The organism is Streptomyces sp. NRRL S-1022, from assembly GCF_000720135.1.
Taxonomy (GTDB): Bacteria; Actinomycetota; Actinomycetes; order Streptomycetales; family Streptomycetaceae; genus Streptomyces.
Genome location: NZ_JOIU01000005.1, coordinates 206,659 through 224,437 on the forward strand (window position 1 = coordinate 206,659; position 17,779 = coordinate 224,437).

Here is a 17,779-nt window from a genome sequence, read left to right on the forward strand (position 1 = left end):
GGGAGAGGACAACAGCGGAAAGCCGCGGTGGGCGGCGACAAGCCGTGAAAGGTTCGCGTCGCGGAGTGGTGAATTTCAAACGGTTTTCCTGGACGGCCCGCGAAATCCGCCCACTTCCGGCCACGGCCACCATCGGCCCGCCCGTCAACCCCCGGGCAGCCCCGCCACCCGGCACGGTGACGGCCCGAAAGGACGCTCCATCAGCAGGGCCGTGCTGACAGCATGGAGAGGTGCAGATCGACACCGTGCGGCGCGCGACGGTCGCGGTGGCGGCCCTCGGCGCCCTCCTCGCGACGCTCTCCGCGTGCGCCACCCCGGCCCCCACGCACGGCGCGCAGGGCGCCCGCGGCCGGCACGCCCCCACGGCCGCCACAGCCGCCCCCACCCGCGTACCGGGCGTCGGCGACCGCCTGTACCGGCGGATCCCCGCCGACTCCCGCCAGGTCGTGGCCGTGTACGGCGAGCACCGGGACTCGGCCGTCTCCCGGCTCGTGCTGTACACGCGGCAGGGTGGCCGGTGGCGCACGGTGGGCAGTTGGCCGGCGCACAACGGGCGCGGCGGGTGGACCACGCACCACCACGAGGGCGACCAGCGCAGCCCCGTCGGCGTGTTCACCCTCACCGACGCGGGCGGTGTGCTCGCCGACCCGGGCACCAGGCTGCCCTACGACCGGGACGAGGGCGCCTACGCGCCCCCGCCCGAGTGGGACGAGGCGCACCAGCACGACTTCGACTACGTCATCGCCATCGACTACAACCGCCTCAAGGGCACCCCGCCGCGCGACGCCACCCGCCCCCGGGGCGCCGACAAGGGCGGTGGGATCTGGCTGCACATGGACCACGGCAGCGGCACCTCGGCCTGCGTCAGCGTCTCCAGGGAGGCCATGGAGGTCCTGCTGCGCACGCTGGACCCGGCCGGCGACCCCGTGGTGGTGATGGGGGACAGGGCCACGCTGACCGCCTAGCGAGGCGACACGGCCCGAAAGCCGGTTCCGGCGTCGACGACGCTACTGCTGGGCCGGATCCGCCTGGTGTCCCGACGGTCCCGCCGCCGCGGCGCCCACCACGTCCACGTCGCTCGCGCGGACGTAGGCGAGCCGGTGGCCGAACTGGATCTCGTAGTACCTCTCCCGCCCCCAGACCACCGGGTTGGGTGTGTCGCTGAAGGACTTGGCGGTGTAGGAACTGCCGACGCCGGCCTGGGTCACGTACCGCTGGCCCGCCAGGAAGGTGTACGGCAGCGGGGACTCGGCCGGCTCGTCCATGTCGTCCGGGTAGGCCTCCTCCTCCGGGAGGGCACGCCCGAACACCGGGATCTCGTCCAGGCCCTCCTTCGGTGTCACCATGCGCCCGGCCGCACCGACGGCGGTCGGCTGCTGCCTGGGGTTCTTGAACCAGGCCTTCCGGCCCTGGAACCAGATCGCCGTCCAGTCGCCGCTGCGGTCGGCGACGGCGAAGGTCTGACCGGCGGAGACGCGCGATCCCAGGTCGTTGACGTCCACCGTGGAGTCGTCGCCGTCCGGCTTGCGGCCCGGGTCCTGGATCAGCGGGGCCTTCTCGTCCGGCGCGGTGTACAGCCGGACGGCGCTGGAGCCGTGCGGCCGACACGGTGAACCGCTTCCGCCACACCCCGTGAACGGCGGTTTGTGCTTGCCGTAGTCCGGCAGGATGGTGACCATGTCGCTGTCGGGTCCCGCCGTGGCGCGCAGCGGTGCGCCGAGGAGGTCGAAGTAGTGCCGCCAGTCCCAGAAGGGGCCCGGGTCGTCGTGCATATCGGGGATGCTGTCGGCGGTCGGAGCGGGCACGTTGTCGTGGCCGAAGATGTGCTGCCGGTCGAGCGGGATGTCGTACTTGCTCGCCAGGTACCGCACCAGGCGCGCCGAGGACCGGTACATCCGTTCCGTGAACCAGGTGCCGGGCTGGGTGAGGAATCCCTCGTGCTCGATGCCGATGGAGCGGGCGTTCACGAACTGGCTGCCCGAGTGCCAGGCCTCGTCCTTGGTCCGGATGTGCTGGGTGACGTGACCGTCGCTGGAGCGGATCGAGTAGTGCCAGGAGGACTCGGTCGGGTCCTGCACCGTCTGGAACATGCTCGCCAGGCTCGCCTCGGTGTCGTGGATGACGATGTACTCGATCGGCTGGTCCCTGGGCCGGTCGGCCAGGTCGTGGTTGCCGTAGCTGTCGCCGATCTCCTGGTACGGCGCGCCGAGCCAGTCACAGACCAGTTCGGCAGGGCACTCGACCTGCTTCGGCCGCTGCGGTCCCTGCGAGCGGGGGGCGCGCCGGTGCGGTTGCAGGCCGGGGGTGGCGGGCAGGGTGACGTCCTGCCCCTCGGTGGTGGTGCGGTGGGCGCCCCGGCGGATCAGGGCGAAGACGTCGTCGGCGTAGGCCGCGGCTGACGCGACGTCACGGGTGCCCGGGAAGCGCGCCACGGTCTCCCACCAGTCCGCCGGGTTGGCGCTCAGGGGCTTGCCGAGCTGTCGTTGCGTGGCGGCCAGCAGCGCCGCCCCGCCGCGCACGTTGGCGACGGCGTCCGTGCGCAGCCGTCCGGCCGGGGCCTCGATCAGGCGTGCCGCGTGCTGCAGGTCCGCCGGCTCCACGGCACGGCCGCCCGCGGTGCCCGCGGAGCCGGCGGCCGAGCTCTCGGAGCCATCGGCCGAGCCCGCAGAGGATCCGGCCGAGCCCGTGGACGACCCCGCCGAGCCCGTGCGCGGCTGGGGCTTCTCGCCGACCGGCGTTTCGGGGCGCGGCACCTGCTGGGACGGCGGGACGCGTTCGGCGTCGACCAGGTGCATCGGCCCGAAACCGCCCGTGACGCTGGGCGCGCCCGGATGGGAGTCCCAGCGCGACTGCATGTAGGACACGCTCATGAGCACACTGCGCGGCACGTGGAACTCGCGTGCGGCATCCGTGAAGGCGTCCTGCAGGCGCCGGTCCGCCGCCTCCTCGGCGCCGGACGTCGGGAGGATCAGCAGCGGCGGCAGCAGAGCCGCCCCAGCGATCACACAAGCCGTCAGACGGCATCTCCGGATGGTCGCGGGGACATGTGCAGAAACATTTCTTCTCATTGCGGAGGCTCTCCCAACCACGCTCGCTCGCAACCAGGACAAAGGAGTTGCCGTGGTGTCACCCCTCGTACGTTTCCGTGCCCCGCGCGCCGTGTCGTGGCGAGCGTCACCGGGGTGGACCAGCGGCCAGGCAACGGCCACCCGGTCGGCGGCAGCGGCTCCGCTGCCTGGGGCAACCACGTGGGTCCGTCCGCGGCTCAGTCCTCGACCGGGTCGGCCTGCCAGTCGGGGTGGCCCGGCATGGGCGGGGTGCGCGGGCCGTGGAGCCACGGCTCCAGGAACGGACCGAGGTCCTCGCCCGCGACCCGGGAGGCGAGCGCGACGAAGTCCCGGGTACCGGCCGCACGGCCCCGGTACTCGCTCACCCAGGTGCGTTCGATCCGGTCGAAGGTCGCCTCGCCGACCTTCTCCCGCAGCGCGAACAGCACCAGGGCGGAGCCGTCGTACCGCATCACCTTGAACAGGGTGTCCGCGGTGGGCTCGGCGGGTGCACCCTCGTCGTGCCGCCACTGGTCGTGCTGCTCGTAGGCCGCCCGCATCGCTGACTCCAGGCTCACACCGCCGTGCTCGTCGGAGTACAGCCGTTCGTAGAAACGGGCGTGACCCTCGCTCAGCCAGAGGTCGGACCAGCGCCGGATGGCGACGCTGTCCCCCGTCCAATGGTGCGTCAGCTCGTGGACGAGATTGCGCTCGGCGTCGACCCGGTCGCCCAGCAGGTCGTCCCGCGGCACGACGGACAGCGACTGGGTCTCCAGTGCCACCGGCAGCTCGGTGTCCCCGACCAGTACGCCGTAGCGGCGGAACGGGTAGGGACCGAGCCGCCGTTCCAGCCAGGCCAGATGCTCCGGGGTGAGCGAGCGGTACGCCTCGGTGTCCGTGACCAGCCCGTCCGGCACCACGTCCCGGACGGGCAGCCCGCGCGGGCCGCTGCCGGCGACGAACGTGAACCTCCCGATGGCCAGCTGGACGAGCTGTGCCGCGATCGGCTGCTCGGAGTCGTACGTCCACCGGGTGCGGCCGTCGGGGCGCCGGACCGCGCCGACGAGCCGGCCGTTGGCCACCGCGCTCAGCCCCGCGGGGGTGGTGATGCGGAAGGTGACCGGTGCCCGCAGGCTCGGGTGGTCGTCGGCCGGGAAGATCATCCGGGCTCCGTCGGGCTGTGCGCAGACGAGGGTGCCGTCGGGGGTGGGGACCCAGCCGTAGTCCTGGATCGCGTCGTCGCGGTGCCGGCCTTGGGTCGGGTCGGCGGTGTAGGCGACGCGGACGGTGAACGGACGGCCGCGGGGGATCGGCCGGGCGGGGGTGACGACGAGTTCGTCGCCGTCGCGGCGGGTGGTGGCCTGTGTGCCGTCGACGGTGACGCGGTGCAGCGTGTTGCCCGCGAAGTCGAGGTCGAAGCGGGAGAGGGCCTGGGTGGCGGTGGCGCTGATGGTGGCACCGGCCTCGAAGGGCGTCCGGGGTGCCCGCCAGTCGAAGTCGAGCGTGTATCGGCGGACAGTGTAGCCGCCGTTGCCGGCGAGCGGCATGAGCGGGTCGCCGATGCCCGGTGCGCCGGGGGCCGGGGGCGGTCCCGACGAGGCGGCCGGTCCGGGTGCGGGCGAGCCCTCGGTTCCGTGCGGGAGCGCGCCGGCGAGGACGGCGGCACCGGTGACCGCACCCGCTCCGACGACGGTGAGGACGAGGGCCGTGCGGCCGGAGAGTGACACCTTTGCGATCTCCATGAGCGCACTATGCCAGCAAGATCCGCTTATATCACTAAATGATCCGTAGCTGAACACTGGTCAGGGTCGCTCGGCGGCCGTCCCCTTCGCGCCGATCCGCCGAGGCGTCATTGCGGGGCGGCCCGACTCCCCGTAGAACACCGGCCATGAGAAGACGGATGGTCATGTCCATGCTTACCGGAGCGACCCTCCTGGTGAGCGCGTTCCTCGGCACGGGCACGCCGGTGGCCCGAGCCGCCGAGGTGCCGGCCGAGTTCGGCACCGACTGGCACGACCCGGTGACCGCGGCCCCGCCCGTCGACCGGCCGCACACCACGTCCTGCCAGGTCACCCTCGCCGACGTGCAGTTCCGCGACTTCACGCCGTACCGGGGCACGTACACGCCCCCGAAAGGCTGTGGCGACCGCTGGAGCAAGGTCGTTCTGCGCCTCGACGGCAAGGTGAAGGGCCGTCAGTACGACCGGCTGGGCTACCTGCACGTCGGCGGGGTCGAGATCCTGCGCACCTCAACGCCGGAACCCTCGCCCGACGGCATCGAATGGCACGTCGAGAAGGACGTCACCCGCTACAGCGACACCTTCCGCGGCTCCCGGGACGTCGAGATGCTGATCGGCAACGTGGTGGACGACACCTACACCGGTGTCATCGACGTGCACGTGACCCTCACCTTCTACGCCGGCCGTCCCGCGGCCCCCGCCCCGGACCGCGTCCTCACCCTCGCCGACACGCCCTCCGGTACGACACTCACCACCCCGCGCAACAGCGAACGGATCGTCGCCGAGGTGTACGCGACCGGTTCGGGCGGCGGGTGCGAGGAGTTCTGGTACCTGACCGTGGCCGACCCGGCGTCTTACTCGTGCAAGGCCGACCACGGCCCCTACCGCGAGGTGCAGATCACCGTCGACGGCCGGCTGGCCGGCATCGCGGCGCCCTTCCCGCACGTGTGGACGGGCGGCTGGTCCAACCCCTTCCTCTGGTACGTCGTCCCGGCCCCGCGCGCCTTCGACGTCCGGCCCGTCGAGTACGACCTCACGCCCTTCGCCGGCCTCCTCAACGACGGGCGCCCGCACCGCGTGGAGGTGTCGGTCGTCGGCGTGCCCGCGGGTCAGCCGGGCTGGAGCACCCCCGTGAACGTGCTGGTCTGGCAGGACGCGCACCGTGCCCACGTCCCCGGCGCGCTCACCCGGGACAAGGCGACCGACCTCGCCGACTCCTCCGTCCTCACGCCCGGTACGGAGAACCGGGTGCGGACCGAGGCCGGGCACGCCCTCACCGTCTCCGGGTACCTGGACACCTCGCACGGGCGCGTGACCACCACCGTCACCCGTACGCTCGCCAACACATCCCTCCACCGCTGGACCGACGGAGAGAACACGGACGGACTCGACGCGAGCTGGACCGACGACGAGACGGTCCGGACCGCCGGTCACGGACCCGCGCGGACGACCCGCACGCACCGCACGTACACCGTGAACGGCGCCACCACCCTCGACGGGGACGGCCGCCTGCGCACCGTGCTGACCCTCGGCGACCGGGCCTCCACCGTGGTCCGCGAGGGCGGCCGGCGCACCGCGTGGTCGCGGCTGGACGATACGTACGGCGGCGACGCGGCATACACGACCAACGTGCCGCGCGAGCAGCGGCACGCGGTCGGCACCTCTGTGGAGCGCTACCGACTCCTCGGCCCGGACGGCTGCCACGACCGTTCACTGGCCACGGTGCAAGGGGTGCTGACGGAGGATCGCAACCGCTGCTGAACAGGTCGGCGGGGCCTTCGCCGGGTGGATCCACACGGTTCGACGCGCGCGACTTCGAAGCCCCCGCTCCGTTCACGGAGCGGGGGTCCCGCTGTTCAGCAGCGCTGAGCGGGGTCCCCGTCGACCAGCGAGTCCAGCAGGACGCCGAGCACCTGGCGCTCCTTCTCCGTCAGCGGCGCCAGTATCTCCTCGGCCGCCGAGCGGCGGGCGCCGCGCAGTTCCCGCAGGGCCGCGCGCCCGTCGTCCGTCAGCTCGATCCGGGTCACGCGCCGGTTCGCCGGATCCGGTACCCGCCGCACCTTGCCGCTCGCCTCCAGCCCGTCGACCAGCGTCGTCACGGCGCGGGGCACGACCTCCAGGCGCTCGGCCAGGTCGGCCATGCGCGGCGGCGAGGCGTAGTGCGCCAGGGTGCGCAGCAGCCGGGACTGGGCGGGGGTGACGCCGAGGTCACGCTGTTCCAGATGGCGTTTCTGGATGCGGTGCACCCGGCGGGTGAGCCGCAGCAACTGCTCGGCGAGCAGGCCGTCCGGATCGGGGGTGGTCATGCGGGAACAATATCAGGATGCCGTTCATTGTGAGTATAGGTAACAATGAGCTACGATCCGTTCCGTCATCGTCGGCCCACCCCTGACCGGCGCCCGTCCTCCCGTAGGAGCCCATGCACCCCGACCGTGAACCCTCCTGGACCCCACCTGCCGGCGCCGGCGAACAGCCCCGGCAGGTGCGCCGCATCCTGCGGCTCTTCCGTCCCTACCGCGGGCGGCTCGCCGTCGTCGGCCTGCTCGTCGGCGCCTCGTCGCTGGTCTCGGTGGCCACGCCGTTCCTGCTGAAGGAGACGCTCGACGTCGCGATCCCGCAGGGCCGCACCGGCCTGCTGAGCCTGCTCGCGCTCGGCATGATCCTGAGCGCCGTCCTGTCCAGTGTCTTCGGCGTGCTCCAGACGCTGATCTCGACCACCGTCGGCCAGCGGGTCATGCACGACCTGCGCACCGCGGTCTACGGCCGCCTCCAGCGCATGTCGCTCGCCTTCTTCACCCGGACCCGCACCGGCGAGGTGCAGTCCCGCATCGCCAACGACATCGGCGGCATGCAGGCCACCGTCACCTCCACCGCCACCTCCCTGGTGTCCAACGCCACCAGCGTGGTCGCCACCGTCGTCGCGATGATCGCCCTGGACTGGCGGCTGACGATCGTCTCGCTGCTCCTGCTGCCGGTGTTCGTGTGGATCAGCCGCCGCGTCGGCAACGAGCGCAAGAAGATCACGACCCAGCGGCAGAAACAGATGGCCGCGATGGCGGCCACGGTCACCGAGTCCCTCTCGGTCAGCGGCATCCTGCTCGGCCGCACCATGGGCCGCTCCGACTCGCTGACCGCGTCCTTCGCGGAGGAGTCCGAGCGCCTGGTCGACCTGGAGGTGAGATCCAGCATGGCCGGGCGCTGGCGCATGGCCGTGATCACGATCGTCATGGCGGCGATGCCCGCCGTCATCTACTGGACGGCCGGACTCGCTCTGTCCTTCGGCGGCCCCGAGGTCTCCCTCGGCACCATCGTCGCCTTCGTCTCGCTCCAGCAGGGCCTGTTCCGCCCGGCCGTGAGCCTGCTCGCCACCGGCGTCCAGATACAGACCTCCCTGGCGCTCTTCCAGCGCATCTTCGAGTACCTGGACCTGCCGATCGACATCACCGAGCGCGAGCGGCCGGTCCGCCTCGACCACATCAAGGGTGAGGTCCGCTTCGAGGACGTGGAGTTCCGGTACGACGACAAGGGCGGCCCCGTTCTCGACGGCGTCGACGTCACCGTGCCGGCCGGCGGCAGCCTCGCCGTCGTCGGCCCGACCGGCGCCGGCAAGTCCACGCTCGGCTACCTGGTGCCCCGGCTGTACGACGTCACCGGCGGCCGCGTCACCCTGGACGGCGTGGACGTCCGCGACCTGGACTTCGACACCCTCGCCCGCGCGGTCGGCGTCGTCTCGCAGGAGACGTACCTCTTCCATGCCTCCGTCGCGGAGAACCTGCGCTTCGCCAAGCCGGACGCCACCGACGAGGAGCTTCGCGCGGCGGCCGAGGCGGCGCAGATCCACGACCACATAGCCGCCCTGCCCGACGGCTACGACACGGTCGTGGGCGAACGCGGCCACCGTTTCTCCGGCGGCGAGAAGCAGCGCCTGGCGATAGCCCGCACCATCCTGCGCGATCCGCCGGTCCTCATCCTGGACGAGGCGACCAGTGCGCTCGACACCCGTACCGAAGCCGCCGTCCAGGACGCGATCGACGCGCTGTCCGCCGACCGCACGACGATCACCATCGCCCATCGCCTGTCCACGGTCCGCGGCGCCGACCAGATCGTGGTGCTGGACTCCGGACGGGTGGCCGAACGAGGCACACACGAGGAGCTCCTGGAGCGGGACGGGCGGTACGCGGCCCTGGTGCGCCGGGACGCTCAACTGCAACCGACAAACTGAACATAATGCCGGGTTTGGGGTGATATACGTATTACCGTGCCCGCATGCAGACGAACACTCCGCCACGGAGCACGATCCGACTGACACGCCGGGGCAGACTCGGCCTCCTCGTGAGCGGCGCCGTCGTGGCCGGGACCGCGGTGGCGGTGCCGCTGCTGACGCTGGCGGCCGGCGGTGAACCGGACAAGGCGGCCACGCTGGTCATCCCGGAGGGCTGGCGCGCCGGCCAGGTCTACGACGCGGTCGACAAGGCACTCGGGCTGCCCCCGGGCAGCACCCGCAAGTCCCTGGACAAGGCCCCCCTGAAACTGCCGAACGAGGCCGCGGGCAACCCGGAAGGGTATCTCTTCCCGGCGGCGTATCCGGTCCGGAAAGGGGCGACCCCCGCGTCCCTGCTGCAGCTCATGGTCGACACGGCGGACAAGAGGTTCAACGGCGCACCCGTCGCGGCCGGGGCCCAGCGCAACGCGATGAACGTCCACCAGGCCGTCACCATCGCCAGCATCGTCCAGGCCGAGGCCTCGACGAAGGCGGACATGGGCAAGGTCGCCCGGGTCATCCTCAACCGGCTGAACAGCGGAATGCCGCTGCAGATGGACTCGACCCTCCACTACGCGCTGAACCGCGACACCGCCCGCACCGGCCAGAGCGACACCGGGACCGAGAGCCCCTACAACTCCCACCAGCACATGGGGCTGCCGCCGACGCCGATCGACAACCCCGGCGAGGACGCGATGCGCGCCGCGCTCAACCCGACGCCGGGCGACTGGCTGTACTTCGTCACGGTCAAGCCCGGGGACATGCGTTTCACCGCGGACTACGACGAGCACCTGCGCAACGTGGCCGAGTTCAACGCCCTCCACCAGGGCACGGCGGCGGTCCCGCCCCCCAGCAGCAGCCCGCTGGGCTCCCCGGCCCCGGAGCCGTCGGGCAGCTGAAACGGGAGCGGCCTCAGGCGGCGGCCGACTCCTGCGCCAGCAGCCGCCGGATGTCCCGGACCGCCATGCGCCCGGCCCGGTTGGCGCCGATGGTACTGGCGGAGGGACCGTACCCGACCAGGTGGATCCGCGGATCGGCGACCGCGCGGGTGCCCTCCACCCGGATACCGCCGCCCGGCTCGCGCAAGCGCAGCGGGGCGAGATGGTCGAGCGCGGCCCGGAACCCGGTCGCCCAAAGGATCACGTCGGCAGTGACGCGACGGCCGTCCCGCCACTGGGGGCCGTCCGGGGTGATCCGGTCGAACATCGGCTGCCGGTCCAGCACCCCGTCCGCGAGACCCTGCCGGATCGCGTCGTTCAGCGGCAGCCCGGTGACCGAGACCACACTGCGCGGCGGCAGGCCCTGACGCACCCGGTCCTCCACCAGCGCCACGGCCGCACGGCCCGCCTCCTGGTCGAACGGCCCCTCCCGGAAGACCGGGGGCCGCCGGGTGACCCAGGTGGTCGCGGCGGCGTACGGAGCCAGCTCCAGCAGATGCTGCGTGCCCGAGGCGCCACCGCCCACGACCACCACCCGTTGCCCGGTGAACTCCTCGGGGCCGGTGTACTGCGCGGTGTGCAACTGCCGTCCGCGGAAGGTCTCCTGGCCGGGGTAACGCGGCCAGAACGGCCGGTCCCAGGTGCCGGTCGCGTTGATCAGCGCGCGCGTCGACCAGGTGCCGGCCGAGGTTTCCACGACCAGTCGCCCTCCGGTGCCCTCGCGCACCGCACGCACGTCCACGGGCCGCCGTACCCGCAGGTCGAAGGTGCGCTCGTACCGGTCGAAGTACGCACCGACGACCTCGGCCGAGGGCCGTGCCGGGTCGGCACCGGTCAGTTCCAGGCCGGGCAACGCGTGCATCCCGTGCACCTTGCCGAACGTCAGCGAAGGCCACCGGAACTGCCAGGCGCCGCCCGGACCGGGGGCGTGGTCGAGGACCACGGCATCGCGGCCCGGTTCGAAACCGGTGCGCCGCAGGTGGTAGGCGGCGGCCAGACCGGCCTGGCCGGCGCCGATCACGACGACCTCGACCTCGTGTACTTCGTTCACGCCTCAAGCAACAGCGGCCCGGGCGCGGCTCTTCCCGGCCGCTCAGCCGCAGGTTGCGTCACTCCGTGACCACCGCAGCGGCGACGGGTGAGAGCGAGCGGGGATACGGCAGACAGCTTCGGAGCCGCGAGGTCGGCGTGCGGATCCGGCGTACGAACCGGGAGCCCGATCCGCTGGACCGAGCAGTGCAGCCGGTGGGGACGGTGTGGAGCAGGCAGCAGCTTCGGAGGCGGGGGTCCGACTCCCCGGCAACGCCAGCCGCCAGTCACAAGTGGTGTCCATCACCTGCAGTTTCCGTCGCGGAAAGTTCCGTGGGAGTGCGCACTTCCCGGAGGAACGCCTCAGTGAACCGTTCCTTCGAGGTTTCCGGCAGTGCGGCCGCGATCTCCGACGCCTGGTGGTCGCCTCCGGGTTCCCGTACGGATGGATCCCGGGGCCCGTTCCCAGGCCGAGGCAGTACGGAGCGGACACTGCTCGGCCGGTCGAGGCGAACAGCAACGCCGTGGCCCGGTCGGGGGGCTCGTCGTTCACCGAGGCCACCTCCCCTCGGTACGCCTCCGTGCCGTGCAGCCAGGACACCACCCGAAGATGGCGCTGCCCTCGATGTCGACGGTGCGGTACACGATCCGGTGGGCACCTGCCACGGGGATTCCCCTACCCCTGATCCTTGCAGGGGTGATCCTTGGTGGGGCTGAACGGCTCAAGCGTGGAGCCGGTCAGCTGCCACGGGACCTGCATCAGTCCTCGGCCGGGGTCGTCGACGGCGGCAGACCGCCGTTGTAGCGCCGGTCCACGAAGTCGGCGAAGTCCACCTTCTCCGGAATGAGCTTCAACTCCGTGAAGGCGTCCGCGATCTGCTGCTCGGAGGCGATCAGCGGCTTGTCGACGGCGACCGCGATCCGGGTGGAGTTCGTCCGCTGCACGGAGGCCAGTGCCACCTCGTAGGGCAGCCCGGTGTCCTTCGACCACACCTTGGCCCACTCCTCCTGGTGGTCGTGCACCCAGGCCGTGGCCCGCCGCAGCCGTGCCAGGTAATCCTTGACGGCGGCGGCCTTCTCGGGGTCCTTCAGCGCGGCCGGAGCGGCGACCTGGAAGGTGAGGCCGTTGGTGAGGCCGTCACCGGTGGTGAGCACCCGGCCCTGCTTCGACTGGAGGATCTGCGAGGTGTACGGGTCCCAGACCGCCCACGCGTCGACCTTGCCGGAGGTGAAGGCGGCGAGCGCGTCGGCCGGCTGGAGGTACTTGACCTTGACGTCGGACAGGCTCAGCCCGGCCGCCTTGAGCGAGGCGACCAGCTGGTAGTGCGCGGAGGAGCCCTGTGCGACGGCGACGGACCTGCCCTTGAGCTGCTGTGGCCTGGTCAGCCGGGAGCCGTTGGGTACGAGGATGGTGTCGCCCCTGGAGGTGCCGTGCCAGGCGGCCACCACGGTGATTCTGGAACCGGCGCCGGCCGCGAAGACGGGCGGGGTGTTGCCGACACCGCCGATGTCGACGGCCTGGGCGTTCACGGCCTCCAGCAGTGGCGGCCCGGAGGTGAAGGTCGACCACTTGATTTTGTAGTGCAGATTCTCCAGTTCCCCGGCGGCGCGCAGGATGGCCTCCGATCCCCCCTTCTGGTCTCCGACGTCGAGGGTGACGGATCCCGAACCGTCGGTACCGGTGCCGGCGGACGAGGTCCCGCCGCAGGCGGTGGCCAGGAGAGCGAGGGCGAGGAGCAGTACGGCGGGGGCGAGTCGTCGTCGCATGGCGGTTCCGTTCGTGTGCGGGGGAGGGCGTTCAGGCGGCCGCGGCGGCGGTGTCGACGCCGAGCCGTTCGAGCAGCCGGGCGCGGAGGGCGGCGAACCGGGGGTCGGTGATCTCGCGCGGCCGGTCCAGGTCGACGCGCTGCTCATGGGCGATCCGGCCGCCGTCCATCACCAGGACCCGGTCGGCGAGCAGCACCGCCTCCTCCACGTCGTGCGTGACCAGCAGCACCGCGCAGCCCCGGCGCTGCCACAACTCCCCGACCAGCCGCTGGGCCTTGATGCGGGTCAGTGCGTCGAGGGCGCCGAACGGCTCGTCGAGCAGGAGCAGATCGGGCTCGCGGACCAGCGCGCGGGCGAGGGAGGCGCGCTGGGCCTCCCCGCCGGACAGGGTCTTCGGCCAGGCGTCGACGCGGTGACCGAGGCCGACCTCGTCCAGCGCCCGCTCGGCCAGGGGCCGTTCGGGCCGGCCCGGCAGTCCGAGGAGCACATTGCGCCACACCTTCTTCCACGGCATGAGCCGGGGCGCCTGGAAGGCGACGGCGCGACGGCGCGGGACCAGCGCCGTGCCCTCGATGTCCCGGTCCAGGCCGGCCAGGATGCGCAGCAGGGTCGACTTTCCGCAGCCGCTGCGCCCGAGCAGGGCGACGAACTCGCCGGGCGCGATGTCGAGTCGGAGGTCGTCGATGACCGCGCGGCCGTCGAAGGAGCGCGTCAGCCCCTCGACGTGGACCGCGTGTCCGGTCAGCGGCCCGTGAAGGTCGGTCGCCATTGCAGCAGCAGCCTTTCGAGGGAGCGGACGATGAAGTCGGCGAGCAGGCCGAGGAAGGCGTAGACGATCAGGCAGACCACGATCACGTCGGTCCGCAGGAAGTCCCGCGCCTGCACCATCAGGAAGCCGATGCCGGAGTCGGCGTTGACCTGTTCGGCGAAGACCAGTGCCAGCCAGGAGATGCCGAGCGAGTAGCGCAGCCCGGTCAACGCACCGGGCAGGGCGCCCGGCAGCACCACGTGCCGTACCAGCCCCCACCGGGACAGGCCCAACGACTCGCCCGCCTCGACGAGCTGGGCGTCCACCCCGCGGATGCCGGCGTAGACGTTCAGGTAGAGCGGGAAGGTCACGCCGAGGGTGATGATGGCGATCTTCGGGGTCTCGCCGATCCCGAACCAGATGATGAACAGCGGGATGAGGCCGACGAACGGCACCGTCCGCAGCATCTGCACCGGCGCGTCCACCAGGTCCTCGCCGACCCGGAACAGCCCGGAGAGCAGGGCGAGTCCGGTCCCGGTCACGGTGCCGAGCAGCAGCCCGAGCGCGACCCGTCGCAGCGAGGTGCCCATGGCCGACGGCAGGGAGCCGTCACCGATCAGCTCCCAGCCGACCCTAGCGATCCGGCCCGGTGAGGCGAGCACGTCGGCCGGCAGCAGACCGGTGCCGCTCAGGAGTTGCCACAGGGCCAGCAGCAGGAGCGGGCCGGTGGTGCGGCGCAGCCAGCGGGGGACCCGGGCGCGCCGGGTGGAGGCGGGGACGACGGGCTGGAGGCCGGGGGAGGGGTGTCCGGGCGGTGGTGCCCCCGGATCCTGCTTGGATATGCCGGAAATATCCGGTTCGGGGGAAGGGGGTGGTGGGGCGTGACTGATGCTCATGGGTGCTCCACGGGGAGGAGAGCCGGGAGTGGGGGATCGCGGTCCCGCGTGCCTCTATGTCATGCCCGGTTCAAGGGGAAGCCCTGGGCGTGGCGTAGCGACAGGCCGACGGAGCCCGCGCGGGAAGGGAGAACGGGAAGGGAGAAGAGGGAGAGCAGGAAGGGAGAAGGGCGTCAGCGGCCGCGGCGACACGCGGCGGAGGCCACCCGCAGCAGGTCGATGTGACCGCGCGTGGTGAGCAGGGCTGAACGCAACATGCGGCAGAACGTAGCCAGCCGGAAGCGCACTGGTCAACGGTGTCTCGCCCAATGGACCGCTCGTCTCGGAAATCGAGGGCGCCGTGGGGTGTGAGAACCGGCGTATGGGTCAGGATGGGGGCATGTCCGATGCCTTCACCACACGCATGCTGCACATCTCCACCGGTAGCCGGGAGCGCGTCGTCGATCTCACCGCCGACTGCGAGGAGTTCCTGCGGGAGGCGGCGGCCGGCCGCGACGGTCTGCTCAACCTCTTCGTCCCGCACGCCACCGCCGGGATCGCCGTCATCGAGACGGGCGCGGGCAGCGACGACGACCTGCTCGCGGCCCTGCACACACTCCTCCCCGCCGACGACCGCTGGCAGCACCGGCACGGCAGCCCCGGCCACGGCCGCGACCACGTCCTGCCCGCCATCGTCCCGCCGCACGCGACCCTCCCGGTGATCGGCGGCCGCCTGGAACTGGGCACCTGGCAGTCGGTGTGCCTGGTGGACACCAACAAGGACAACCCCGACCGCCGGGTTCGGCTGAGCTTCCTCGGCTGAGCGCGCCACGTGCACGGCACGTCGGCGCCGGGTCAGGGGCCGCCGGGTCAGGGGCGCCGGGCCCAGGCGGCCGGTGCCGGGGCGGGCGACGGCACCAGGCCGAGGCGCTGGGCGCGCAGTACCGTGCCGACGCGGTCGCGGGTGCCCAGCTTGCGGTAGATGTTCTCGACGTGCTTGTGCACCGTGCGGACCGAGATGCCGAGGCGTCGGCCGATGGCGTCGGCGGTGAGCGCGTCGGTGAGCAGCACCAGGACGGCGGTCTCCCGCGGCGTCAGCGCGCAGTCCGCCGCCCGCTCCTGTGGCGCGCCGCACGGGACGGACGACGCGCCGAGCGCCCGCTGCCACTCCTCCAGCAGCCGCCGCTGCCGCTCGACCGCCGCCAGCAGCGGCTGGACGCGCTCGGCCGTGACCAGTTCGTCGTCCGTGAAGTCCGTACCGGACCGGTACACCAGGCAGCCGGTGATCGGCGTCGCGCTCCCCGGGAGCGGTACGCCCAGCACGTGGTCGGCGTCCAGGACCTCGCGGAGCAGGCGCGCCGTCGGGCTGTCCGGCCAGGTACGGCCCGCCGCCCGGCGCGCGGTGACCGGCGTCCGGTCGGTGCCGGGCCCGTAATGACCGGCGAAGGGATAGCCCGCGCGTAGCAGGCCGAGGTCGGCGTCCCCGAGCCGGGCCAGCTCCGCGGCGGCTCCGTCGGGCACCGTGCCGATCGTGCCGCTGCGCTCGCTCCAGTCGTCCAGCTTGTGGATGACCGTCTCACCGCCGCACACCTCGGCCAGCGTGCCGGCCAGCAGCGGCCACAGCCGCTCCGGTTCCCGTTCGTGCAGGGCCGCCACGGCGACGGCCATCATGCGCTCGTAGGCCTTCTCCAGCCGCACGGGTTCCTCTCCGGTCGACTCGCGTACTCGTCCTCCCCGTCGGCGTACGTACTTGTACGCATACCCTCGCGGTCCCCGTCCGGCGCATACTTCAACCCGGCGACACCGGCCTGCCCGGACGCATCGCGTCCGACGGGCCGCCGGCACGGGGGAGCGGCGGCCCGTCCGGTGTCGCCCCTCCGCATGCCCGCCCCCTGTCCGGCGGATCCGCCCGGCAGCCGACGACGCCCCCCGGGCGGAGCCGGAGGGCGTCGGGGCGGGCGGGAAAGGGTCAGCCGCGCTCGGCGCCGCTCTCCTTCGGCTCCTGCTTCAGCTGCTTCAGGCGCGCGGCCTCCTTGCGGACCTCCGCCTGGGTGGCGCGCTCCTTCTCCAGCCACTCGGGCCGCTCCTGCTTGAGCGCCTCGATCTGCTCGGTGGTCAGCGCCTCGGTGACCCCGCCCCGGGCGAGGCCCGCGATGGACACGCCCAGCTTGGCCGCCACCACCGGACGCGGGTGCGGACCGGTGCGCCGCAGCTCGCGCAGCCACTCCGGCGGGTCGGACTGCAGCTCGTTCAGCTCGGCGCGCGTGACCACACCCTCCTGGAAGGAGGCGGGGGTGGCGGGGAGGTACACACCCAGCTTCTTCGCCGCGGTAGCGGGCTTCATCGTCTGGGTGCTCTGCTGCGACTTCATGACGTCAAGGGTATCGGCCGTGCGCGGGAGGCCCGACCACGGCCGGTGACCGGGGCCGCCGCCCGGGGCCGGTAATCTGGCCTGATGACAGGCTCGGAGGCTGCACCGTCGTTCCGGCTCGCGTACGTTCCCGGGGTGACGCCCGCCAAGTGGGTGAAGACCTGGAACGAGCGCCTGCCGGGCATCCCGCTCACCCTCGTCCAGGTCCCGGCCGCGGAGGCGCCCGGGGTGCTGCGCGCGGGCGAGGCGGACGCGGGCCTCGTCCGGCTGCCGGTCGACCGTACGTTCTTCAGCGCGATCCCGCTGTACACCGAGACCTCGGTGGTCGTCGTCCCGAAGGACCACCTGATCACGGCCGCGGACGAGGTCTCCCTGGCCGATCTCGCCGACGAGGTGCTCTTCCACCCCCTGGACGACGTCTTCGACTGGGACGCACCGCCGGGCGAACCGGCCTCCGAGCGGCCCGCCACCACCGCGGACGCCGTGGAGCTGGTGGCGGCGAACGTGGGCCTCCTGGTCGTCCCGCAGTCCCTGGCCCGCCTGTACCACCGCCGGGACCTCACCTACCGCCCGGTCGTCGACGCCCCCCAGTCGAGTGTCGCCCTGTCGTGGCCGGAGGAGGCCACCACCGACCTGGTGGAGGACTTCATCGGCATCGTCCGCGGACGCACGGTCAACAGCACCAGGGGCCGTACGGCGGAGAAACCCGCCGACGCCGAGCGCAAGCGCTCCGACCAGGGCGGCAGCCGGCAGTCAGCGGGCGGGAAGACCCCGGCCAGGTCGTCCGGGAAGCCGGCGGCCCGCACCGCACGCACCCGCACCGGCGGCGGCAAGCCGGCCAAGCGGGGCAAGCCGCGCCGCAAGTCGTGAGCCCGGCCCCCAAGACCGGCGCCGCAGCTCGTGAGCCCGCGGACCGGCGCCGGAGGTCGTGAGCCCGGCCCCCGCAGGACCGGCGCCGCAGCTCGTGAGCCCGCAGGCCGGCGCCGGAGGTCGTGAGCCCGGCTG

General features: G+C 72.4%; 16 protein-coding genes. 6 read left to right on the forward strand and 10 right to left on the reverse strand.

Annotated features, from left to right (window positions below; genetic code table 11):
- Positions 1–230 precede the first annotated feature (230 nt).
- Positions 231–965 (forward strand): L,D-transpeptidase family protein, encoded by a 735-nt coding sequence (locus IG05_RS0107045; protein ID WP_037813166.1) that lies wholly within the window; start codon positions 231–233, stop codon positions 963–965.
- Between the two features lie 42 nt (positions 966–1,007).
- Here IG05_RS0107045 and IG05_RS0107050 read toward each other — a convergent pair whose 3' ends face one another.
- Both IG05_RS0107050 and IG05_RS0107055 read right to left on the reverse strand, forming a co-directional pair.
- Positions 1,008–3,005, reverse strand: a complete 1,998-nt coding sequence (locus IG05_RS0107050; protein WP_030340158.1) for an N-acetylmuramoyl-L-alanine amidase — start codon at positions 3,003–3,005, stop codon at positions 1,008–1,010.
- Positions 3,006–3,265: 260 nt separating this feature from the next.
- Positions 3,266–4,789, reverse strand: coding sequence for a M1 family metallopeptidase (locus tag IG05_RS0107055; protein WP_234335778.1), 1,524 nt, complete (start codon positions 4,787–4,789; stop codon positions 3,266–3,268).
- Positions 4,790–4,935: 146 nt separating this feature from the next.
- Here IG05_RS0107055 and IG05_RS0107060 point away from each other — a divergent pair, with 146 nt between their 5' ends.
- Positions 4,936–6,546, forward strand: coding sequence for a peptide-N4-asparagine amidase (locus tag IG05_RS0107060; protein WP_030340160.1), 1,611 nt, complete (start codon positions 4,936–4,938; stop codon positions 6,544–6,546).
- A gap of 95 nt (positions 6,547–6,641) precedes the next feature.
- Here the strand turns inward: IG05_RS0107060 and IG05_RS0107065 are convergent, their stop codons facing one another.
- Entirely contained in the window at positions 6,642–7,091 is a 450-nt protein-coding gene (locus IG05_RS0107065) for a MarR family winged helix-turn-helix transcriptional regulator (RefSeq protein WP_030340161.1), read from the reverse strand.
- A 113-nt stretch (positions 7,092–7,204) separates the two neighbouring features.
- Between IG05_RS0107065 and IG05_RS0107070 the strand changes: the two genes are divergently transcribed.
- Complete coding sequence (locus IG05_RS0107070; protein WP_030340162.1) at positions 7,205–9,007, forward strand: ABC transporter ATP-binding protein; 1,803 nt, start codon at positions 7,205–7,207, stop codon at positions 9,005–9,007.
- 44 nt (positions 9,008–9,051) lie between these two features.
- Complete coding sequence (gene mltG, locus IG05_RS0107075) at positions 9,052–9,945, forward strand: endolytic transglycosylase MltG (protein WP_030340163.1); 894 nt, start codon at positions 9,052–9,054, stop codon at positions 9,943–9,945.
- Between the two features lie 13 nt (positions 9,946–9,958).
- Here mltG and IG05_RS0107080 read toward each other — a convergent pair whose 3' ends face one another.
- From IG05_RS0107080 to IG05_RS50515, 5 genes are all read right to left on the reverse strand, one after another.
- On the reverse strand, positions 9,959–11,035 hold the full coding sequence (locus tag IG05_RS0107080; protein WP_030340165.1) for an NAD(P)-binding domain-containing protein: 1,077 nt from the start codon (positions 11,033–11,035) through the stop codon (positions 9,959–9,961).
- A gap of 737 nt (positions 11,036–11,772) precedes the next feature.
- Entirely contained in the window at positions 11,773–12,780 is a 1,008-nt protein-coding gene (locus IG05_RS0107085) for an ABC transporter substrate-binding protein (RefSeq protein WP_030340167.1), read from the reverse strand.
- Positions 12,781–12,811: 31 nt separating this feature from the next.
- Entirely contained in the window at positions 12,812–13,549 is a 738-nt protein-coding gene (locus IG05_RS0107090) for an ABC transporter ATP-binding protein (protein ID WP_030340169.1), read from the reverse strand.
- Positions 13,522–14,424, reverse strand: a complete 903-nt coding sequence (locus IG05_RS0107095; protein WP_030340171.1) for an ABC transporter permease — start codon at positions 14,422–14,424, stop codon at positions 13,522–13,524. Before IG05_RS0107095 ends, IG05_RS0107090 begins: the two co-directional genes overlap by 28 nt.
- Positions 14,425–14,597: 173 nt before the next feature.
- Complete coding sequence (locus IG05_RS50515; protein ID WP_313884353.1) at positions 14,598–14,681, reverse strand: putative leader peptide; 84 nt, start codon at positions 14,679–14,681, stop codon at positions 14,598–14,600.
- A 122-nt stretch (positions 14,682–14,803) separates the two neighbouring features.
- Here IG05_RS50515 and IG05_RS0107100 point away from each other — a divergent pair, with 122 nt between their 5' ends.
- Entirely contained in the window at positions 14,804–15,226 is a 423-nt protein-coding gene (locus IG05_RS0107100) for a secondary thiamine-phosphate synthase enzyme YjbQ (protein ID WP_030340173.1), read from the forward strand.
- A gap of 47 nt (positions 15,227–15,273) precedes the next feature.
- Here IG05_RS0107100 and IG05_RS0107105 read toward each other — a convergent pair whose 3' ends face one another.
- Together IG05_RS0107105 and IG05_RS0107110 are read right to left on the reverse strand one after the other, a co-directional pair.
- On the reverse strand, positions 15,274–16,101 hold the full coding sequence (locus IG05_RS0107105; protein ID WP_037813168.1) for a helix-turn-helix transcriptional regulator: 828 nt from the start codon (positions 16,099–16,101) through the stop codon (positions 15,274–15,276).
- 271 nt (positions 16,102–16,372) lie between these two features.
- Positions 16,373–16,774 (reverse strand): DUF5997 family protein, encoded by a 402-nt coding sequence (locus IG05_RS0107110; RefSeq protein WP_030340176.1) that lies wholly within the window; start codon positions 16,772–16,774, stop codon positions 16,373–16,375.
- A gap of 84 nt (positions 16,775–16,858) precedes the next feature.
- Here IG05_RS0107110 and IG05_RS0107115 point away from each other — a divergent pair, with 84 nt between their 5' ends.
- Positions 16,859–17,644, forward strand: coding sequence for a LysR family substrate-binding domain-containing protein (locus tag IG05_RS0107115; protein WP_030340178.1), 786 nt, complete (start codon positions 16,859–16,861; stop codon positions 17,642–17,644).
- Positions 17,645–17,779: the final 135 nt, after the last annotated feature.

Coding starts and splice junctions, on each gene's coding strand:
- IG05_RS0107065 (WP_030340161.1), bottom strand. CDS start 7,091: ATGACCACCCCCGATCCGGACGGCCTGCTCGCCGAGCAGTTGCTGCGG.
- IG05_RS0107115 (WP_030340178.1), top strand. CDS start 16,859: ATGACAGGCTCGGAGGCTGCACCGTCGTTCCGGCTCGCGTACGTTCCC.
- IG05_RS0107100 (WP_030340173.1), top strand. CDS start 14,804: ATGTCCGATGCCTTCACCACACGCATGCTGCACATCTCCACCGGTAGC.
- mltG (WP_030340163.1), top strand. CDS start 9,052: ATGCAGACGAACACTCCGCCACGGAGCACGATCCGACTGACACGCCGG.
- IG05_RS50515 (WP_313884353.1), bottom strand. CDS start 14,681: ATGTTGCGTTCAGCCCTGCTCACCACGCGCGGTCACATCGACCTGCTG.
- IG05_RS0107090 (WP_030340169.1), bottom strand. CDS start 13,549: ATGGCGACCGACCTTCACGGGCCGCTGACCGGACACGCGGTCCACGTC.
- IG05_RS0107055 (WP_234335778.1), bottom strand. CDS start 4,789: ATGGAGATCGCAAAGGTGTCACTCTCCGGCCGCACGGCCCTCGTCCTC.
- IG05_RS0107095 (WP_030340171.1), bottom strand. CDS start 14,424: ATGAGCATCAGTCACGCCCCACCACCCCCTTCCCCCGAACCGGATATT.
- IG05_RS0107060 (WP_030340160.1), top strand. CDS start 4,936: ATGAGAAGACGGATGGTCATGTCCATGCTTACCGGAGCGACCCTCCTG.
- IG05_RS0107070 (WP_030340162.1), top strand. CDS start 7,205: ATGCACCCCGACCGTGAACCCTCCTGGACCCCACCTGCCGGCGCCGGC.
- IG05_RS0107110 (WP_030340176.1), bottom strand. CDS start 16,774: ATGAAGTCGCAGCAGAGCACCCAGACGATGAAGCCCGCTACCGCGGCG.
- IG05_RS0107085 (WP_030340167.1), bottom strand. CDS start 12,780: ATGCGACGACGACTCGCCCCCGCCGTACTGCTCCTCGCCCTCGCTCTC.